This is a genomic window from Halorubellus litoreus (assembly GCF_037081675.1).
GTDB lineage: Archaea > Halobacteriota > Halobacteria > Halobacteriales > Natrialbaceae > Halorubellus > Halorubellus litoreus.
Genome location: NZ_JAZAQL010000002.1, coordinates 374,892 through 388,930, shown reverse-complemented (window position 1 = coordinate 388,930; position 14,039 = coordinate 374,892). Strand labels below are relative to the sequence as shown.

The following is a 14,039-nucleotide window of genomic DNA, read 5'->3' as shown; positions in this document are numbered from 1 at the left end:
TGGCGTCCAGGGGGCGGGCTGCCTCGATTCCTGCCATCACGACGTCGGTCGCGGGCAACGTTTTTGCCCGCCGCACTCGCTCGTGTTGGTATGACGTATCACGACGTGGAGACGCTGTCGCGCGAGCGGCTCCGGGACCGCCAGCGCGAGCACCTCAAGCGCGCCGGCGAGCGCGCGAGCGACGTCGCGCTCTACCGCGAGCGGTTCGCGGACGCCGACCTCGAACCCGGCGACCTCACTCACGAGACGCTCCCGGACCTCGCGTTCACCACGAAGGCGGACTTCCGCGACACGTATCCCGACGGGCTGTTCGCGGTCCCACGCGAGGACCTGCGGCGCGTGCACGCGTCCTCGGGCACCACCGGGAAACCGAAGGTCGTCGCGTACACCGAGGGCGACCTCCGGAAGTGGCGCGAACTCGGCTCGCGCTCGCTGTACGCCGCCGGGTGCCGGCCCGGTGACACCGTCCAGAACGCGTGCGGGTACGGCCTCTTCACGGGCGGCCTGGGCTGGCACGACGCCATCGAGGCGCTCGACGCGTGCGTCGTCCCCGCGGGCGGCGGGAACACGAGCCGACAGGTCGACCTCATCCGAGACCTCGAGGTATCGGGGTTCGTCTGCATGCCGAGTTACGCGCTCTACCTCGCCGACCACGTCCGCGACCGCGGCGGCGACCCCCGCGACCTCCCCATCACGTACGTCCCCGTCGGTGCCGAAGCATCCACCGAAGCGATGCGCGAGGAGATCGCCGAGGCGTTCGACGCGGTCGTCACCGAGAACTACGGCCTCACCGAGCTCTACGGCCCCGGGGTCGCCACCGAGTGCGCGGCCGCTCGCGACGGCATGCACGTCTGGGAGGACCACTTCCTCGTCGAGGTAGTCGACCCCGACACCGGCGAGCGCGTCCCCGACGGCACCCGCGGGGAACTCGTCCTCACCGGCCTCCAGAAGGAAGCCGTCCCCGTCCTCCGGTACCGGACCGGGGACGTCGTCGAACGGGTCACCGACACCTGCGAGTGTGGCCGCACCCACTCGCGGATACGGGTCGTCGGCCGGAGCGACGACCTCCTCGTCGTCCGCGGCGTCAACGTCTACCCGACCGAGATAGAGCACGTCCTCCTCGAGTTCGACGCGCTCGCCCCCCAGTACCGCATCGACGTCGACCGCCAGAAGCGCCTCGACACCATCGAGGTGACCGTCGAGGTCGACCCCGCCCGGAACCTCGCCGCCCCCGGCCGGAACGCGCTCGCGAACGACGTCACCGACCGACTGAGCGACGTCCTCGGCCTCACGCCCGACGAGGTCGACGTCGTCCCACCCGACACCATCGACCGAACCGAGGTCGGGAAGGTCAAACGCGTCCACGACCACCGTGAGAGCTAGCGCTCTCACCTACTCCCGCTCGCTGCCGCTCGCAAGAACCCTCCGAGACGTGTTACTCGTCCGGTACGAACGCGCAGAGACCACCGGGCTCCGACCGCCCAGGAACCACCAGGCTGCGAACACTCAGACGTTCCTCAATGGTGCCTTCAGGGCACGTGCGAGCGAAATCGTGGTCGTTATGCGTGCGCCTCCCTGAACGATGGTGTGAATCTACCCGAAACCGCTCCCGTCGCCGGCCCCGCGCTCACGAGCGAGGGCTACCACATCACGGTCGACGACGGCCGCGACTCGTTCTACGCGATCTCCATCGAGGAACCCGACGAGGACGACGCCTGGATCATGTCCGATACCGTCTACTCGCTCGACGCCATGCGATAACGCGACACGCGATTGCGGGACCGCGAGCGCGCCGCTTCCCCTCATTTTATCGGCTCGCCGGGCGTCGACTCGAACGTATGTACAAGCACGTCGCCTGCCTGGTCCGGAAGGACGACATGACGCACGAGGAGTTCACCGAGTACTGGAAGAACGAGCATTCGCCGCTCGCGAAGGACATCGAGGGCGTCGTCCGCTACCATACCGTGTACCCGAACGACCCCGAGAACAGCGAGTTCGACGGGCTCGCCGAGCTCTACTTCGAGACGCTCGACGACCTCCACGAGGCACTCGGGAGCGAAGGGAGTCGCGACTACGACCCGACGCGGGAGGTCGCGGCGGCGGCGCGCGAGGACGTGAACAACTTTCTCGCTATCGACGAGCGACCGCGGTTCATCGGCGAGGAGAAGGTCTGGAAGGACGAGGTCGACGGCGACACGGACGGGCTCTACAAGCACTCGGCGTTCCTCGTCCGGAAGGACGGCATGACCCACGAGGAGTTCCGTGACTACTGGGAGAACGAGCATTCGCCGCTCGCGAAGGACATCGAGGGCGTCGTCCGCTATCAGACCGTGTATCCGACGGACCCGGAGAACGCGGAGTTCGACGGCGTCGCCGAGCTCTACTTCGAGACCATCGAGGACCTCCACGAGGCCCTCGGGAGCGAAGGGAGTCGCGACTACGACCCGACCCGGGAGGTCGCGGCGGCGGCGCGCGAGGACGTGGACAACTTCCTCGCGGTCGAGAAGCGCCCGCGGTTCATCGGCCGAGAGGTCGTGCAGAAGGACGAGGTCGACGCCGAGGGGTACTGATGGCGGACGACGCCGCGAGCGACGATGGCGCAGGCGACGACGCCACGGACCCGGAGTACGCGGCGCAGGTCCGCGAGGCGTTCCCCGAGCTTTCGGAGATCGACGACGAGACGCTGCGCGAGCAGGTCGTGGAGGCGTGGACGCTCGGCCTGGAGCGCGGCGGCTGGCAGGACGTCTACGACATCCCCTACGCGTGGAACATCCACGAGGTCACGAACGTCGAGCACGTTCGCGGCGTGACGAAGGTCGCGCTCGAGTCGGCGCGCGTCCAGCGCGAGTTCCACGGCGCGGACGTCGACGTCGACGTCGTCGTCGCGGCGTGCCTGCTGCACGACGTCGGGAAGTGCTACGAGTACGTCGACCACGTCGACGCCGAGTTGCTCGTGGACCCGGACCGCGAGCACTACGCGACCGAGGAGGTCCCGCACTCGATATCGGGGTACGCGCTCGCGCACGAGGTCGGCGCACCGATCAGCGTGCAGCGCGCCATCCCGCACTTCCTCGGCGAGGTGCCGACGCGCACGCTGGAGGCGGAGCTCGTGAAGTCCGCGAACTCGGCGTCGTCGAACGCCATCACGGACGCCGCGATGGGCATCACGCTCAAGGAGTGGGTCGCGGAGTACAGTCAGACCCAGAACTAGCGCCGCTCGTCCTCGGCATCGCCCATCGGGAGCGACGCGCATTGAGGACGTCGCCGACGGGCGGTTTCGGTACTCGCGTTTCGAGACTCGATAGCCCCACAACCCTTATCACGAGCCGCGTCAATTGTTACCACATGACACAGGTGATGTCTCGGTACGAGTGCACAGCGTGCGGCCGCCAGACACCGCACGTCGAACGAACATGCAGCAAGTGCGGCGGCGACATGGAGAACGCCGCACTCCCGCGCTGAGAACGACAGCCGCACAGTCGCCGTGACCCTGGGTGGGTGGCGGCCGAACGCCCTGCCCCTTCTGCGAGTCGACCACGTCCCCCGAGTCCCGGCCGACCCCAGCGTCGCGCTCGTCAGCGTTCGCGCGCCCAGACCGCGGCGAGCACGAGCGCACCGACGACGAGCGCGCCAGCGCCGAGCGCGGCCTCGCCGAGCGCCAGTCCGAGCGCGCCCGCGCCGACACCACCGCCACCGACCGCGCCCGCGACCGCCGACGTCACCCCGACGCCGGGTTCCTCGTCCTCCAGCGCGTCGACGCGGTCCGCGAGCGCCTCGACGTCCGCCGTCGTCGCCGCGTCCGCCGCGAGCGCGTCGACCCGCGACCGGACGGACTCGACGCCGTCGGTCGCCTCGCTCGCGGTCTCCCGGGCCGCGGTCGCGTCCTCGCTCGCAGCCGTGGCCGCCTCCGCCGCCTCGCTCGCAGTCGACGCCGCGTTCGCCGCCGCTTCGTCCGCCTCGTCCGCGGCCGTCTCCGCATCTGCCGCCTTCGCAGTCGCGTCCTCGACGTCCGCGGCCAGCGACGCGACCTCGGACTCGACGTCGTCGAGCCGAGCGCGGACCGCGGCGAGCGCGTCCGCATCGGCCGCGTCGACGTCCGCCGCCCCGAGCGCGTCCACCTCCGCCACGCGGTCCGCGAGCGCGTCCAGGTCCGCGCGGACGCTCGCGACGTCGTCCGACACGGTCTCGACGTCGCCCTCGACCACGTCCACTCGCTCCGCGACGCCAGCGACGTCCGTCTCGACGGCGTCGACGTCGTCGGTCACGCCGCCCATCCGGTCGTCGAGCGCGACCACGCGGTCGTCGACGTCCTCGACCGTCGACTGGACGTCCTCGACCGTCGAATCGACCGCGTCGACCCGCGACGACAGGTCGTCTGCCCGGTCGTCGAGGCGCTCCGAGAGGCCCGCCACACGGTCGGTGACCGCGTCGGTGCGGTCCGCGACCGATTCCGTGCGGTCGGCGACGTCGTCCACGCGCTCTTCGTGCTCGGCAAGACGGTCGTCGAGACGCTCGGTCGTGCTGGCGAGCGAGCCAGCGCGGTCGTCGACCGCTGCGACGTCGCCAGCGACGGATTCGACGGTGGCGTCCAGTTCGTCGAGCGCGTTCTCGACCGCGTGCAGGTCCTCGCCGAGCGCCTCCAGGTCCGCGTCCACCGCGTCGCGCGTCGACTCGACGTCCGCAGCGAGCGACGCCACCGTCTCCGCGTCCGCCGCGCGGGCATCGAGCGCGTCGACCTCGCCGTCGAGCGTCGACACCGTCGAGTCGAGCGCGTCGATCTCCTCGTCGACGCGCGTCACGTCGTCGTCGAGCGCCGCGACGTCGTCACCGAGCGCTGCGACGTCGTCGTCGACGCCGTCCACGTCCGCCTCCAGGTCCGAGACGTCCGCCGCGAGTCGCGCCTCCAGGTCGTCGAGCGCGTCCCCGACGTCCGCGAGCCGGTCGTCGAGCGCCGACAGCTCGCCCTGGAGGTCCGCGACGCCGACCTGGGTCTCCTCGACCTCGTCTTCCACGCGGTCCACGTCCTCGTTCACCCGGTCGACCGCGTCCTCGACGCGTTCGACGTCTTCGTCCACGCGGTCGACCTCGCCCGCGACCGACGCCACGTCGTCTTCGACGGTGTCGACGCGTTCGCCGGTCGCCATGTCCGCCTGGATCTCGGCGAGTCGGTCCGCGACGTCGTCCAGTCGGTCCGTGAGGTCCGCGATCTCCGCGTCGCGGTTCGCGAGCCGATCGAAGAGCTTCGTGATGGCGGCGTCGTCCGCCGCCGCCGTGGCCGTCCCGTCCGAGTCCGTCGCCGACGACTCCGGGACCGGCTCCGGGTCGCGGTCCGTCTCGCGCGTCGACGAGTCCTCCGCGTCGTCCTCGGGCGCGTCGTCGGTCGTCGCCGCCGCGATGCCGCCGCTCCCGCGGAACCCGCCGTCGGCGCCCCACGTGACGTCCTCGAACGCGTCCACGTCGTCCGCCGCCGCGGCGAGCGCGCCACGCGCGACGCTGACCGCCGGGTCGTCGACCAGCTGGGCTTCGGTCACCCGGAGGTCGAGCGCGCACTCGTCGAACCGCCCCGCCGCGAGCACCTCCACGCCCGGGACCGCCGCCTCCCCGCCGACCACGACCGGGACGGACACGCCCTCGCGGACGTCGCCCTCCGTCGCCTCCTCGACCGTCGCCGCGACCACGTCACCGACGAGCGCGTCGTACCCTCTCGCGAGCGCGTCCTCGACCGCGTCACCGCCACCGCTCGATTCGATGGTCGTCCGCGCCTGCACGCCCCGCACCTGGTCGACCGGCTCGCCGGTCGCGGACGCCGCCTGCTCGGCGACCCAGTCCCCGCCCTTCGCGACCGAGAACGCGAGCACCGGCACGCCGTAGTAGACGAGCGCGACCGTCGTCGACTCCGCCTCCACCGCGACGCCGACCCCGGTGAGGTTCGCGTCCGCGAGCGCGTCGTACACGACCGCGAACCCGCTCGCTATCGGCGTCGGCTCGTACCCGAGGTCCGCGAGGACGCGCCGGACCGTCTCCCGGTGGGCCGCCGTCGGCAGCGACGCGTCCACGGTCGAGCCCGGGACGGAGTACGCGAGACGCGCGTCCCCGTCGCCCCCGTCAGCGTCGTCCTCGGCGCCGTCCTCGGGGTCGCCGAGGAAGTCCGACGCGAGCGCCGCGAACACGTCCGCGACGCCCTCGCGGTCCGCGAGCACGCCGTGCTCCAGGAGGCGCTCCGGCGTCCCGCCGACCGCGGCCGCCGCGCGCGTCGCGTCCGGCCCCACCACGTACGTCGCGTCCCCGACGCGCACCGTCGTCAGCGCCGACTTCGACAGGTCCGTCTCCGCGAAGTCCGCGTCGTCGATCTCCAGATAGAGCGGCGACGTCTCCGAGACCGCCGGCGCCTCGGGGTCGCCGCGCGCCACCCTGAACCCACGCGTACCGATGTCGAAACCCGTAGCCATGGCACGCGATTCAGTGCCGGTCGTCTAAGGCGTTCCCCTGCCGGACGACCGCCAAAGCAGGATTCTAGAATACGTCGAGCTACGTCTCAGACGGGGTCGAGGCCGTTCTCCTGCCGGAGGACGTTGATGTAGTCCCGGAACCCGGTCTCGAGGTCGTACTCGGGGTCGTACCCGAGGTCCTCCTGGGCGGCGGTCATGTCGAGGCGCTGGGTCCAGGGGAGTTCGCCGTCGTCGTTCACCGTGATGTCCGCGTCTGGCATGATGGATTCGACCGTTTCGGCGGCCTCGCGGACGCTCGCGAGTTCGCCGCGGACGTTGTAGACGCGCTGCGTGAGGTCGTCCTCGTCGGCGAACGCGCCGAGGCGGAACGCTTGCGCGATGTCGGCGACGTGCTGCCAGTCGATCTCCTCGGTGCCGTAGTCGACCTCGAACGGCTCGCCGAGCGCGGGCTTCTCGACGATGTTCGCGAGGAACGCCGACCCGCCAGTCTCGCGGTACGGGCCGTACGCGACCGTCGGGCGGAGCGCGACGTCGCTCACGCCGTACTCCTCGCGGTACACGCGGGCCTGATGCTCGTTGTACTCCTTCGTCGCGCCGTAGAGCGTATCGGGATAGGTGAGGTCGTCCTCGGTCACCCACCAGTCGGTGCCGTCGTCGTAGTGCTTGGGTGGCGCGTAGATCGCTGCGCTCGACGCCCACGCGACGCGCTCGACCTGGTCGTCGAGCGTGCGCGCGGCCTCGAAGATGTTCGAGGTGCCTTCGACGTTCACCTTGAGGGCGGCGCGCGGGTTCTCCTCGGCGGTGTTCGTCAACAGGGCGGCGAGGTGGACGATGTGCGTCGTCCCGGTCTCCGCGACCGCGTTCACGACGTCCGTCGAGTCCGTGACGTCGCCGCGTCGCGTCTCGACCTCGTCGGCTACGCCGACCTTCTCGAGTATGCGCTCGTCCGTCGACAGGTCGTACGCGACCACGTCGTGCCCGTGCTCGACGAGGTCCTTTGCAACGTAGGACCCGATGAAGCCCGTGCCACCGGTTACGAGGACTGTGTTGTCGCTCATCGTCCGGCAATTCTCGCACCGACGCGAAAAAGGTTGCACACTCGGCAGCCCCGACGCCGCGAGTCCGGGTCGCCGTTCGGCGTCGTCACGAACCGTTATCCCCCTCACGGGAGTACGAGCGGGTATGATAACGCAGGCCTCCGTCGCCGTCGGCGACTTCGTGCGAGCGGACGCGGACGCGAGCATCCCGGAGGGAATCTACCGCATCGTCGGACGCCCCCAGAACGAACTCGTCTGCCTGCGCGTCACGGACGACGCAGGAGAGCGCGCGAGCACGGGCGAACTCGTTCGCGTCGACCCCGACGATTACGCACACCTCGAGCCCGCGACCGAACCGATGATGAGCGCACTCACCATCATGAAAGGACTCCTCGAGGGACCGTACTGGATCGTTCGGTCACTACTGCCGTTCTGACGCTTCCAGGATAGCGCGCGGGTCGAATCCCGCGTTACTCGTGGAGGCCGCCGACCTCGTCGTAGAACGAGGACGCGAGCTGGTCGGCCATGTCCTCGTCGCGGTCGATGCGGACGTCGACGACGGTCGGCTCGTCGCTCGCCTTCGCGTTCTCGAGCGCGGGCACGAGGTCGTCGGGGTCGGTGACGCGGACGCCGCGCGCACCCATTCCCTCGGCGACCTTCACGAAGTCGGTGTCGTGGAACTCGACGCCGGGGATCTGGTCGTCCATCTGGCGGACCATCCCGAGGCTCGTGTCGTTCAGGACGACGAACGTCGGCGCGACGCCGTGGTCGACCGCGGTCTCGACGGCGGTCATCGTCATCGTGAACCCGCCGTCGCCGGCGACCGCGATGGCGTCCTTCCCGAGGAGCGCGGCGGTGACGGCGGCGGGCTGAGCCCACCCCATCCCGCCGACGCCACCGGACCCGTAGTACGACTGCGTCGAGTCCGTCTGGAGGTAGTTCAGGAGCCAGAAGCGGTTGTTCCCGGAGTCCGCGGTGACGACCGTGTTCTCGTCGACCACCTGCTCGATGGCCTTGCACGCGCGATGGGGCTTGATGGGGACGCTGTCGCTCTCGCACTTGTCGACCGCGAAGTCCTCGCGCGCTTCCGCGGCGCGGTCGAGCGCCCAGTTCCCGTCGTCGCCGCTCTCGCCGTCACCGGTCGCGGCGAGCGCGCGCAGCGATTCGGCGGCGTCGCCGATGAGCCCGACGTCGGCGGGGTACACCCAGCCCGCGTTCCGCGTGTCGATGTCCGCGTGGATGATGGTCTGCTCGTCCGGGCGGATGAACGACGCGGCCTGCCAGTTCGTGTCCATCGGGTTCATCCGACAGCCGACGACGAGCAACGTGTCGGCCTCGCTCACGACCTGGTTCGCGCCCTCGTGGCCGAACGACCCGATGACGCCCGCCGCGCGGTCGTCCGTCTCCGCGATGGTGGACTTCCCGAGGTACGAGGTCGCGACGACGGCGTCGTACGCGTCCGCGACCGCCTCCAGTTCCTTGTACGCGCCGGCGGCGTGCACGCCGTTCCCCGCGATGATGACGGGCTTCTCGGCGGCTTCGAGGTGCTCGACGGCGGCGGCGACGTCGCGGTCCGTCGGCTGGCTCTGCCAGTTCTGGACCTGGCGCTGGTCGTCCCACACCGGCGGCGTCGCGTCCTCCGGGAACTCGTCGCTCACCGCGTCCCCGTCCAGGATGACCGCCGTCGGCCCGGGCCGGCCGGCGGTCGCGTGCTTGAACGCGAGCTGGACGGAGCGAACCGTCTCGGTCGCGCTCCGCGGGAACCACCACTCCTTCGTGACGCCGTCGAGGATCTTCGGGAGCGACAGCCCGCCGTAGTCGCCGCGGGACTGCTGGTAGGGAGCGAGTGTCGAATAGTCACCGCGCTCGGACGCCTCCGTGAGCGTCACGAGCGGCGACGACGCGAGCCGCGCCTCCATCTGGCCCATGTTCCCGAGACTCCCGATCCAGGGGCCCTGGCCGGCGAGTACGGCGGGCGTACTCGTCATCCGGCCGTATGCTTCCGCCATCTGACTCGCCTCGCGTTCGTCCCGTGGCCGCACCACCTCGACGTCGCTGTCGCCGTGCGCGATCGTCTCGAAGAGCTCGATGACGCGCCCGCCCGGATACCCGAAGACGTACTCGACGTCGAGCGCGTCCAGGGTCTCGACGACGCGTTCGGCCGTGTTCATGCCGCGTCGCCCTCCGAATCGACTCCGTCGTCGCTCTCCGTCTCGTCGGTCGCGTCGAACTGGACGGTCTCCTCGACGTACAGCGTCGGGCCCTCGTCGGGCTTCGCGAAGTGCTCGAGGTCCGCCTGGACCTCGCGGCCGACCTCGGACTCGAACGCCGCCTTCAGGTCGCCCATGTCCTCGAAGTAGAGCTCGACGACGCCGTCGTACTCGCTGCGCTCGGGGTCGGTCGGGACGCTCGTCGCGTACTTCTTCGCGTGCGGCAGGTCCTCCGCGAGCGGGACGTGCTCCTCGTACCAGTACTCGACGAACTCCTCGTGGGTCAGGTCGTCCGCGCGGACGAGCATGTTCACCAGCTTAATCATGCGCTGACTGACGCAGAGGCGTGACTTACAGGTGACGGTCGCCGACGTTCCCGTCGCTCGATTCGGAGCGTTCGGGACCTTACGGGGACCCAAAACGGTTTCGACGCGCGAAGCCACTGCCTAACAGCTCGATACTTCCAGCATATTTATACAGCATTACGCAATCTAATCAATCACGATGTCAGACATGGGGATAGAACACCCTGCGACCGTCACGCGACGGTCGGACCTGCCGGACCCGCGGTCGGCGCCGAACGTGACGTACAACCCGTCGCTCGACGCGCTCCGCGAGGCCTCCTCCCACCTCGAGACGACGACCGAGTACGGCTCGCCGAGTTACGTGAGCGAGTACCGGTCGCGGAGTGCCGCACAGACGAAGACCACGGTCGACGACGACTTCTCGCCCGCGGACTACCGCGTCGTCGCCGACGCGGTCGACCGCATCGGCGACGGCGAGTGGGTGTGCCTCGACCGTCGGATGGGCCGTCACGAGGACGCCTCGTCCATCTGTCGGCTGTTCGTGCCACGCGAGTACGGCCGCATCGCGCTCGCGTGGGGGAAGCTCTTCGAGCCAGTCGACGTCCCCGACGGCGAGACGGTCGAGCCGGACTACGTGACGGTGCAGGTGCCCGAGGCCGACGAGGTCGCCATCCGCGTGCTCGCCGAGGAGGGCGTGACCGCGGTCGTGGGGAGCGACTACACGGGCGAGGCGAAGAAGAGCTTCCTCCGCCTGTTCATGTGGGACGCGAAACGGAAGGGCGGCCTCGGCCTGCACGCCGGCTCGAAGCGCGTGACGGTGCGCGACGACGCGGGCGACCTCCAGACGAAGGGACAGGTGTTCCTCGGGCTGTCGGCGACCGGGAAGTCGACGCTGACCGCGCACGGCCTCTGGCTCGACGAGACCGACGGCGAGTCCGCGACGATGCTCCAGGACGACGTCTGTGCGCTCACGCCCGACGGCGAGGTCGCCGGTAGCGAAGGCGCCGGGCTCTACATCAAGACCATCGGCCTGGACCGCGACGAACAGGAGGCGCTGTACGACGCGGCGACCCACGAGTCCGCGGTCCTCGAGAACGCCGCCGTCGACGACGACGGCACCGTGCACTTCGAGGAGGACCGGTACACGACGAACTCGCGCGCGGTCGTGAAGCGCGAGCACCTCGCGAGCGCGGCCGAGGACGTCGACCTCGGCGGCGTCGACCAGGTGTTCTTCATCACGCGCAACCCGCTGATGCCGCCGGTCGCGAAGCTCGACGAGGCCGCGGCCGCGGCCGCGTTCATGCTCGGCGAGTCCATCCAAACGAGCGCGGGCGACCCGGACGCCGCGGGCGAAGCCATCCGCGTCGTCGGCACGAACCCCTTCATCATGGGGTCGAAGGGCGAGGAGGGGAACCGGTTCCGCGAACTCGTTCGCGACCTCGACGTGGAGTGCTACGTCCTCAACACGGGCTGCGTCGGCACGAACGACGACCCGCAGGACGTCGGCGTCCGCGAGTCCGTCACCATCCTCCGCGAGATCGCGCGCGGCAGCGTCCAGTGGCGCGAGGACGACCGAACCGGCATGACCGTCCCCAGTCACGTCCCCGGTATCGACGTCGACGAGTACTGCGTCCCCGACCACGTCGACGACTACGAGCAGGCGGCCGCCGAACTCCGCGAGGAACGCCGCGAGTACCTCGCCGAGTTCCCCGAGCTCGACGACGACGTCCTCGACGCCGTCTACTGACCGCGGCCGCGGCTACCGCCACGAGCGGCTCTTTCTCACCGGTCGTTCGCTCGTTCCCGCAGCACCGCCTCAGCCGTATCTCGCGTACAGCGACGCGCCGAGCGCGAGCGTCACGGCGACGACGGCGATGGCGAACGGGAGGGGGCCGTCGGCGAGGCCGTCGAAGCTCCAGCCGCCGAACGCGGCGCCAGCGAGAGCGACGACCGCGACGAGTGCGCCGACGACCTGGAGCGCTCGCGAGTCGGACTTCCCTGCACCGGGCATCAGTGACGCACCTCCATGGGGGACCAGTGACTACCCATACGCCAGACGTGTTTCCGTACGGACATCAGCGTTTTCCCGGTGCGGGACTTCCCCGCGAACCGACCCCGCGGAGACCTGGCGAGTCGCGTCGACGAGATTCGCCGCGACGGTGAACGTTCAAGTTCACGCGGCGACGACGAGCGAGCATGGCCAAGTTACGGAAGCCCGAGGAGCGAGAGTGCGAGCGCTGCGGGCGCGTGGAGGTCTGGGACGACGACCACGACACCTGGCGCGTCCCCACCGACGACGACGAGGACGTGGACGCCGACGCGGTCGGCGACGTCCACTGCGTGCACGAGTGGGACATCGACGGGTCGTTCCGCCCCATCGAGTGACGATGCCGGCGAGCGACCGCACGACGCTGGCGACCGACCGCGCACCAGCGAAGGTGTTCGCGTAGCGATGCCGACCGCGTACGTCACCGCACCGCCAGAGGCCGCGGGCGACCTCGCGACCGCGCTCGTCGAGGAACGCCTCGCCGCGTGCGTGAACCAGCTCGATTGCCGGTCGACGTACCGCTGGACCGACGCCGAGGAAGGCAGTGCCGACGGCGAGGACGCCATCCAGCGCGACGACGAAGTGATACTGCTCGCGAAGACCACCGACGACCGGTACGACGAACTCGAAGCACGCGTCGCCGAACTCCACCCCTACGACGTCCCGTGCATCGAACGGTTCGACGAATCTGGAATGCTGGACGCGTACGGCGACTGGGTCGCGCACGCGACGAAGTGACGGCGTCTACGCTCACATTGAAGCGTGAATCCTCGGAATCGAGGACTTCAGGCCCGGAGCGTCGGGACGAACGCGTACCCCGAAACAAGACACGTCACGATGAGCAACGGGAATGCCAAGGATTCATTATGGACGATAAGGGCAGCAGTAACTACTCCCAGCGCTACACCGACGATTGCGGTTCGTATCGCTTGTAGATTCGCGTTCAGTTGTGAATTATGATTTGGGTCCATACCAAAGGTATTGGAATTGTCTATTGTAACTTTATTCGAATCTAGTTCAGACAAAGTCTGAAGGGTCTGAAGGATAAGCGATACTCCAAGCTGTTGAGGCACCCAAATCCAGATTGAGTTCGATACCACCAGCACCACCCGTTACGGATTTTATATTAGATCCTGGCGAAAGTGCTTTCGTATGGGAGTAAGATCCCCAGAGTGTAGTTGGTATTTTATCAGGCCGGAGTTCAAATTTCGCGGTTATATTAGCACTTGCATCCGGATAGAGATCATCACCACCGGGGTTTTTTATATTCACCGTCCCTGCGCGTGCGTCTTGTGAAACGTCCTCAGACCTGAACCTCGCTGAGTGGGGCTCAGTCGCATTCACGACAGGTTCGCCTATGGGTGCCCAGTCCTTTGCGATGTAACCAATGCCAATGCCGTCCTTAACCCAGGAAGCATTACCCCACGATCGCTGAGGATCGGTGAGTTTCATCGCTACGGACATCCACACTTTCCCATCTCCTGCATCGCTTACACCTGAGATGAGTTTCGAGTCTGTATTTTTTGGATCACCGTATTTGTACTGCGGACTAACTTCGGAACCCTCATCGGGGCCTGCTGTCGTGTGTAACCCGGTATTGTCATGGATCTCAAAATCTTGTGATTCTTCAACGACTGGATTCAGCCCAAGCTCTTCCCAATTTTTTCGGGCACCAGCCGCACCATTGTTCACCACTCCATCCTGGAATGCTTCACTGACTTCTTCTGCAGTTAGTTCGTCAGGTCTTTTGGTTGCCGCTGCAATACCTGTCGTTCCAAGTGCAGCCAATGCGCCAGCGGACGAAATGAACTTTCGCCGATTTGCCATTGCACTTACTCTAAAAACCACATTATATATTTATATTACGAACTTAAAATATTAATTATATATCATTACAGGTTGTATCATTCTGCCGTAACAGACTAATAGAGAAGGAGAGAAAGATCTGCAGCTCTGTCAGTTTATAAAATGCAGAATTCCAGATAGTTATG

Annotated in this window: 15 protein-coding genes; 9 read left to right on the top strand and 6 right to left on the bottom strand. The window is 68.0% G+C overall.

The window, feature by feature from the left end:
- The first annotated feature begins 90 nt into the window (after positions 1-90).
- The 5 genes from VYJ16_RS09170 to VYJ16_RS09150 all read left to right on the top strand — a co-directional run bounded on the left by VYJ16_RS09170 (position 91) and on the right by VYJ16_RS09150 (position 3,462).
- On the top strand, positions 91-1,383 hold the full coding sequence (locus tag VYJ16_RS09170) for a phenylacetate--CoA ligase family protein (RefSeq protein WP_336350010.1): 1,293 nt from the start codon (positions 91-93) through the stop codon (positions 1,381-1,383).
- 204 nt (positions 1,384-1,587) lie between these two features.
- Positions 1,588-1,761, top strand: coding sequence for a hypothetical protein (locus VYJ16_RS09165; protein ID WP_336350009.1), 174 nt, complete (start codon positions 1,588-1,590; stop codon positions 1,759-1,761).
- A 77-nt stretch (positions 1,762-1,838) separates the two neighbouring features.
- Positions 1,839-2,570, top strand: coding sequence for an EthD domain-containing protein (locus tag VYJ16_RS09160; protein ID WP_336350008.1), 732 nt, complete (start codon positions 1,839-1,841; stop codon positions 2,568-2,570).
- Complete coding sequence (locus VYJ16_RS09155; RefSeq protein ID WP_336350007.1) at positions 2,570-3,211, top strand: HD domain-containing protein; 642 nt, start codon at positions 2,570-2,572, stop codon at positions 3,209-3,211. The genes VYJ16_RS09160 and VYJ16_RS09155 overlap by 1 nt, the downstream gene beginning before the upstream one ends.
- A gap of 134 nt (positions 3,212-3,345) precedes the next feature.
- A complete protein-coding gene (locus VYJ16_RS09150) occupies positions 3,346-3,462 on the top strand; it encodes a rubrerythrin-like domain-containing protein (protein ID WP_336350006.1) in 117 nt (38 codons plus the stop codon).
- Between the two features lie 113 nt (positions 3,463-3,575).
- Here VYJ16_RS09150 and VYJ16_RS09145 read toward each other — a convergent pair whose 3' ends face one another.
- Both VYJ16_RS09145 and VYJ16_RS09140 read right to left on the bottom strand, forming a co-directional pair.
- Positions 3,576-6,449, bottom strand: a complete 2,874-nt coding sequence (locus tag VYJ16_RS09145) for a disk-shape morphogenesis protein volactin (RefSeq protein WP_336350005.1) — start codon at positions 6,447-6,449, stop codon at positions 3,576-3,578.
- An 86-nt stretch (positions 6,450-6,535) separates the two neighbouring features.
- Positions 6,536-7,507, bottom strand: coding sequence for an NAD-dependent epimerase/dehydratase family protein (locus tag VYJ16_RS09140; RefSeq protein WP_336350004.1), 972 nt, complete (start codon positions 7,505-7,507; stop codon positions 6,536-6,538).
- Between the two features lie 124 nt (positions 7,508-7,631).
- On the opposite strand from VYJ16_RS09140, the gene VYJ16_RS09135 reads away from it, so the two are divergent.
- Positions 7,632-7,922: a hypothetical protein gene (locus VYJ16_RS09135; protein WP_336350003.1), complete on the top strand. Its 291-nt coding sequence runs from the start codon at positions 7,632-7,634 to the stop codon at positions 7,920-7,922.
- A 34-nt stretch (positions 7,923-7,956) separates the two neighbouring features.
- Here VYJ16_RS09135 and VYJ16_RS09130 read toward each other — a convergent pair whose 3' ends face one another.
- Together VYJ16_RS09130 and VYJ16_RS09125 are read right to left on the bottom strand one after the other, a co-directional pair.
- The gene (locus VYJ16_RS09130) at positions 7,957-9,657 is read right to left on the bottom strand and encodes a thiamine pyrophosphate-binding protein (RefSeq protein WP_336350002.1); all 1,701 of its coding nucleotides are present in this window, start codon (positions 9,655-9,657) and stop codon (positions 7,957-7,959) included.
- Complete coding sequence (locus VYJ16_RS09125) at positions 9,654-10,004, bottom strand: EthD family reductase (protein ID WP_379762515.1); 351 nt, start codon at positions 10,002-10,004, stop codon at positions 9,654-9,656. Before VYJ16_RS09125 ends, VYJ16_RS09130 begins: the two co-directional genes overlap by 4 nt.
- A 196-nt stretch (positions 10,005-10,200) precedes the next feature.
- Between VYJ16_RS09125 and VYJ16_RS09120 the strand changes: the two genes are divergently transcribed.
- Positions 10,201-11,748, top strand: coding sequence for a phosphoenolpyruvate carboxykinase (ATP) (locus VYJ16_RS09120; protein WP_336350000.1), 1,548 nt, complete (start codon positions 10,201-10,203; stop codon positions 11,746-11,748).
- 69 nt (positions 11,749-11,817) lie between these two features.
- Here the strand turns inward: VYJ16_RS09120 and VYJ16_RS09115 are convergent, their stop codons facing one another.
- Positions 11,818-12,012, bottom strand: a complete 195-nt coding sequence (locus VYJ16_RS09115) for a hypothetical protein (RefSeq protein WP_336349999.1) — start codon at positions 12,010-12,012, stop codon at positions 11,818-11,820.
- A 185-nt stretch (positions 12,013-12,197) separates the two neighbouring features.
- Between VYJ16_RS09115 and VYJ16_RS09110 the strand changes: the two genes are divergently transcribed.
- The gene (locus VYJ16_RS09110) at positions 12,198-12,386 is read left to right on the top strand and encodes an HEWD family protein (protein WP_336349998.1); all 189 of its coding nucleotides are present in this window, start codon (positions 12,198-12,200) and stop codon (positions 12,384-12,386) included.
- 67 nt (positions 12,387-12,453) lie between these two features.
- A complete protein-coding gene (gene cutA, locus VYJ16_RS09105; RefSeq protein WP_336349997.1) occupies positions 12,454-12,786 on the top strand; it encodes a divalent-cation tolerance protein CutA in 333 nt (110 codons plus the stop codon).
- A gap of 279 nt (positions 12,787-13,065) precedes the next feature.
- Here cutA and VYJ16_RS09100 read toward each other — a convergent pair whose 3' ends face one another.
- Positions 13,066-13,875 carry a hypothetical protein gene (locus VYJ16_RS09100; RefSeq protein WP_336349996.1) on the bottom strand — a complete coding sequence of 270 codons (810 nt, stop codon included), beginning with the start codon at positions 13,873-13,875 and terminating at the stop codon, positions 13,066-13,068.
- Positions 13,876-14,039 lie beyond the last annotated feature (164 nt).

What these genes read in the sequence shown, in the direction of transcription:
- VYJ16_RS09170 (WP_336350010.1), top strand. Translation starts at nt 91, where the DNA reads ATGACGTATCACGACGTGGAGACGCTGTCGCGCGAGCGGCTCCGGGAC.
- VYJ16_RS09160 (WP_336350008.1), top strand. Translation starts at nt 1,839, where the DNA reads ATGTACAAGCACGTCGCCTGCCTGGTCCGGAAGGACGACATGACGCAC.
- VYJ16_RS09155 (WP_336350007.1), top strand. Translation starts at nt 2,570, where the DNA reads ATGGCGGACGACGCCGCGAGCGACGATGGCGCAGGCGACGACGCCACG.
- VYJ16_RS09150 (WP_336350006.1), top strand. Translation starts at nt 3,346, where the DNA reads ATGACACAGGTGATGTCTCGGTACGAGTGCACAGCGTGCGGCCGCCAG.
- VYJ16_RS09145 (WP_336350005.1), bottom strand. Translation starts at nt 6,449, where the DNA reads ATGGCTACGGGTTTCGACATCGGTACGCGTGGGTTCAGGGTGGCGCGC.
- VYJ16_RS09140 (WP_336350004.1), bottom strand. Translation starts at nt 7,507, where the DNA reads ATGAGCGACAACACAGTCCTCGTAACCGGTGGCACGGGCTTCATCGGG.
- VYJ16_RS09135 (WP_336350003.1), top strand. Translation starts at nt 7,632, where the DNA reads ATGATAACGCAGGCCTCCGTCGCCGTCGGCGACTTCGTGCGAGCGGAC.
- VYJ16_RS09130 (WP_336350002.1), bottom strand. Translation starts at nt 9,657, where the DNA reads ATGAACACGGCCGAACGCGTCGTCGAGACCCTGGACGCGCTCGACGTC.
- VYJ16_RS09125 (WP_379762515.1), bottom strand. Translation starts at nt 10,004, where the DNA reads ATGCTCGTCCGCGCGGACGACCTGACCCACGAGGAGTTCGTCGAGTAC.
- VYJ16_RS09120 (WP_336350000.1), top strand. Translation starts at nt 10,201, where the DNA reads ATGTCAGACATGGGGATAGAACACCCTGCGACCGTCACGCGACGGTCG.
- VYJ16_RS09115 (WP_336349999.1), bottom strand. Translation starts at nt 12,012, where the DNA reads ATGCCCGGTGCAGGGAAGTCCGACTCGCGAGCGCTCCAGGTCGTCGGC.
- VYJ16_RS09110 (WP_336349998.1), top strand. Translation starts at nt 12,198, where the DNA reads ATGGCCAAGTTACGGAAGCCCGAGGAGCGAGAGTGCGAGCGCTGCGGG.
- cutA (WP_336349997.1), top strand. Translation starts at nt 12,454, where the DNA reads ATGCCGACCGCGTACGTCACCGCACCGCCAGAGGCCGCGGGCGACCTC.
- VYJ16_RS09100 (WP_336349996.1), bottom strand. Translation starts at nt 13,875, where the DNA reads ATGGCAAATCGGCGAAAGTTCATTTCGTCCGCTGGCGCATTGGCTGCA.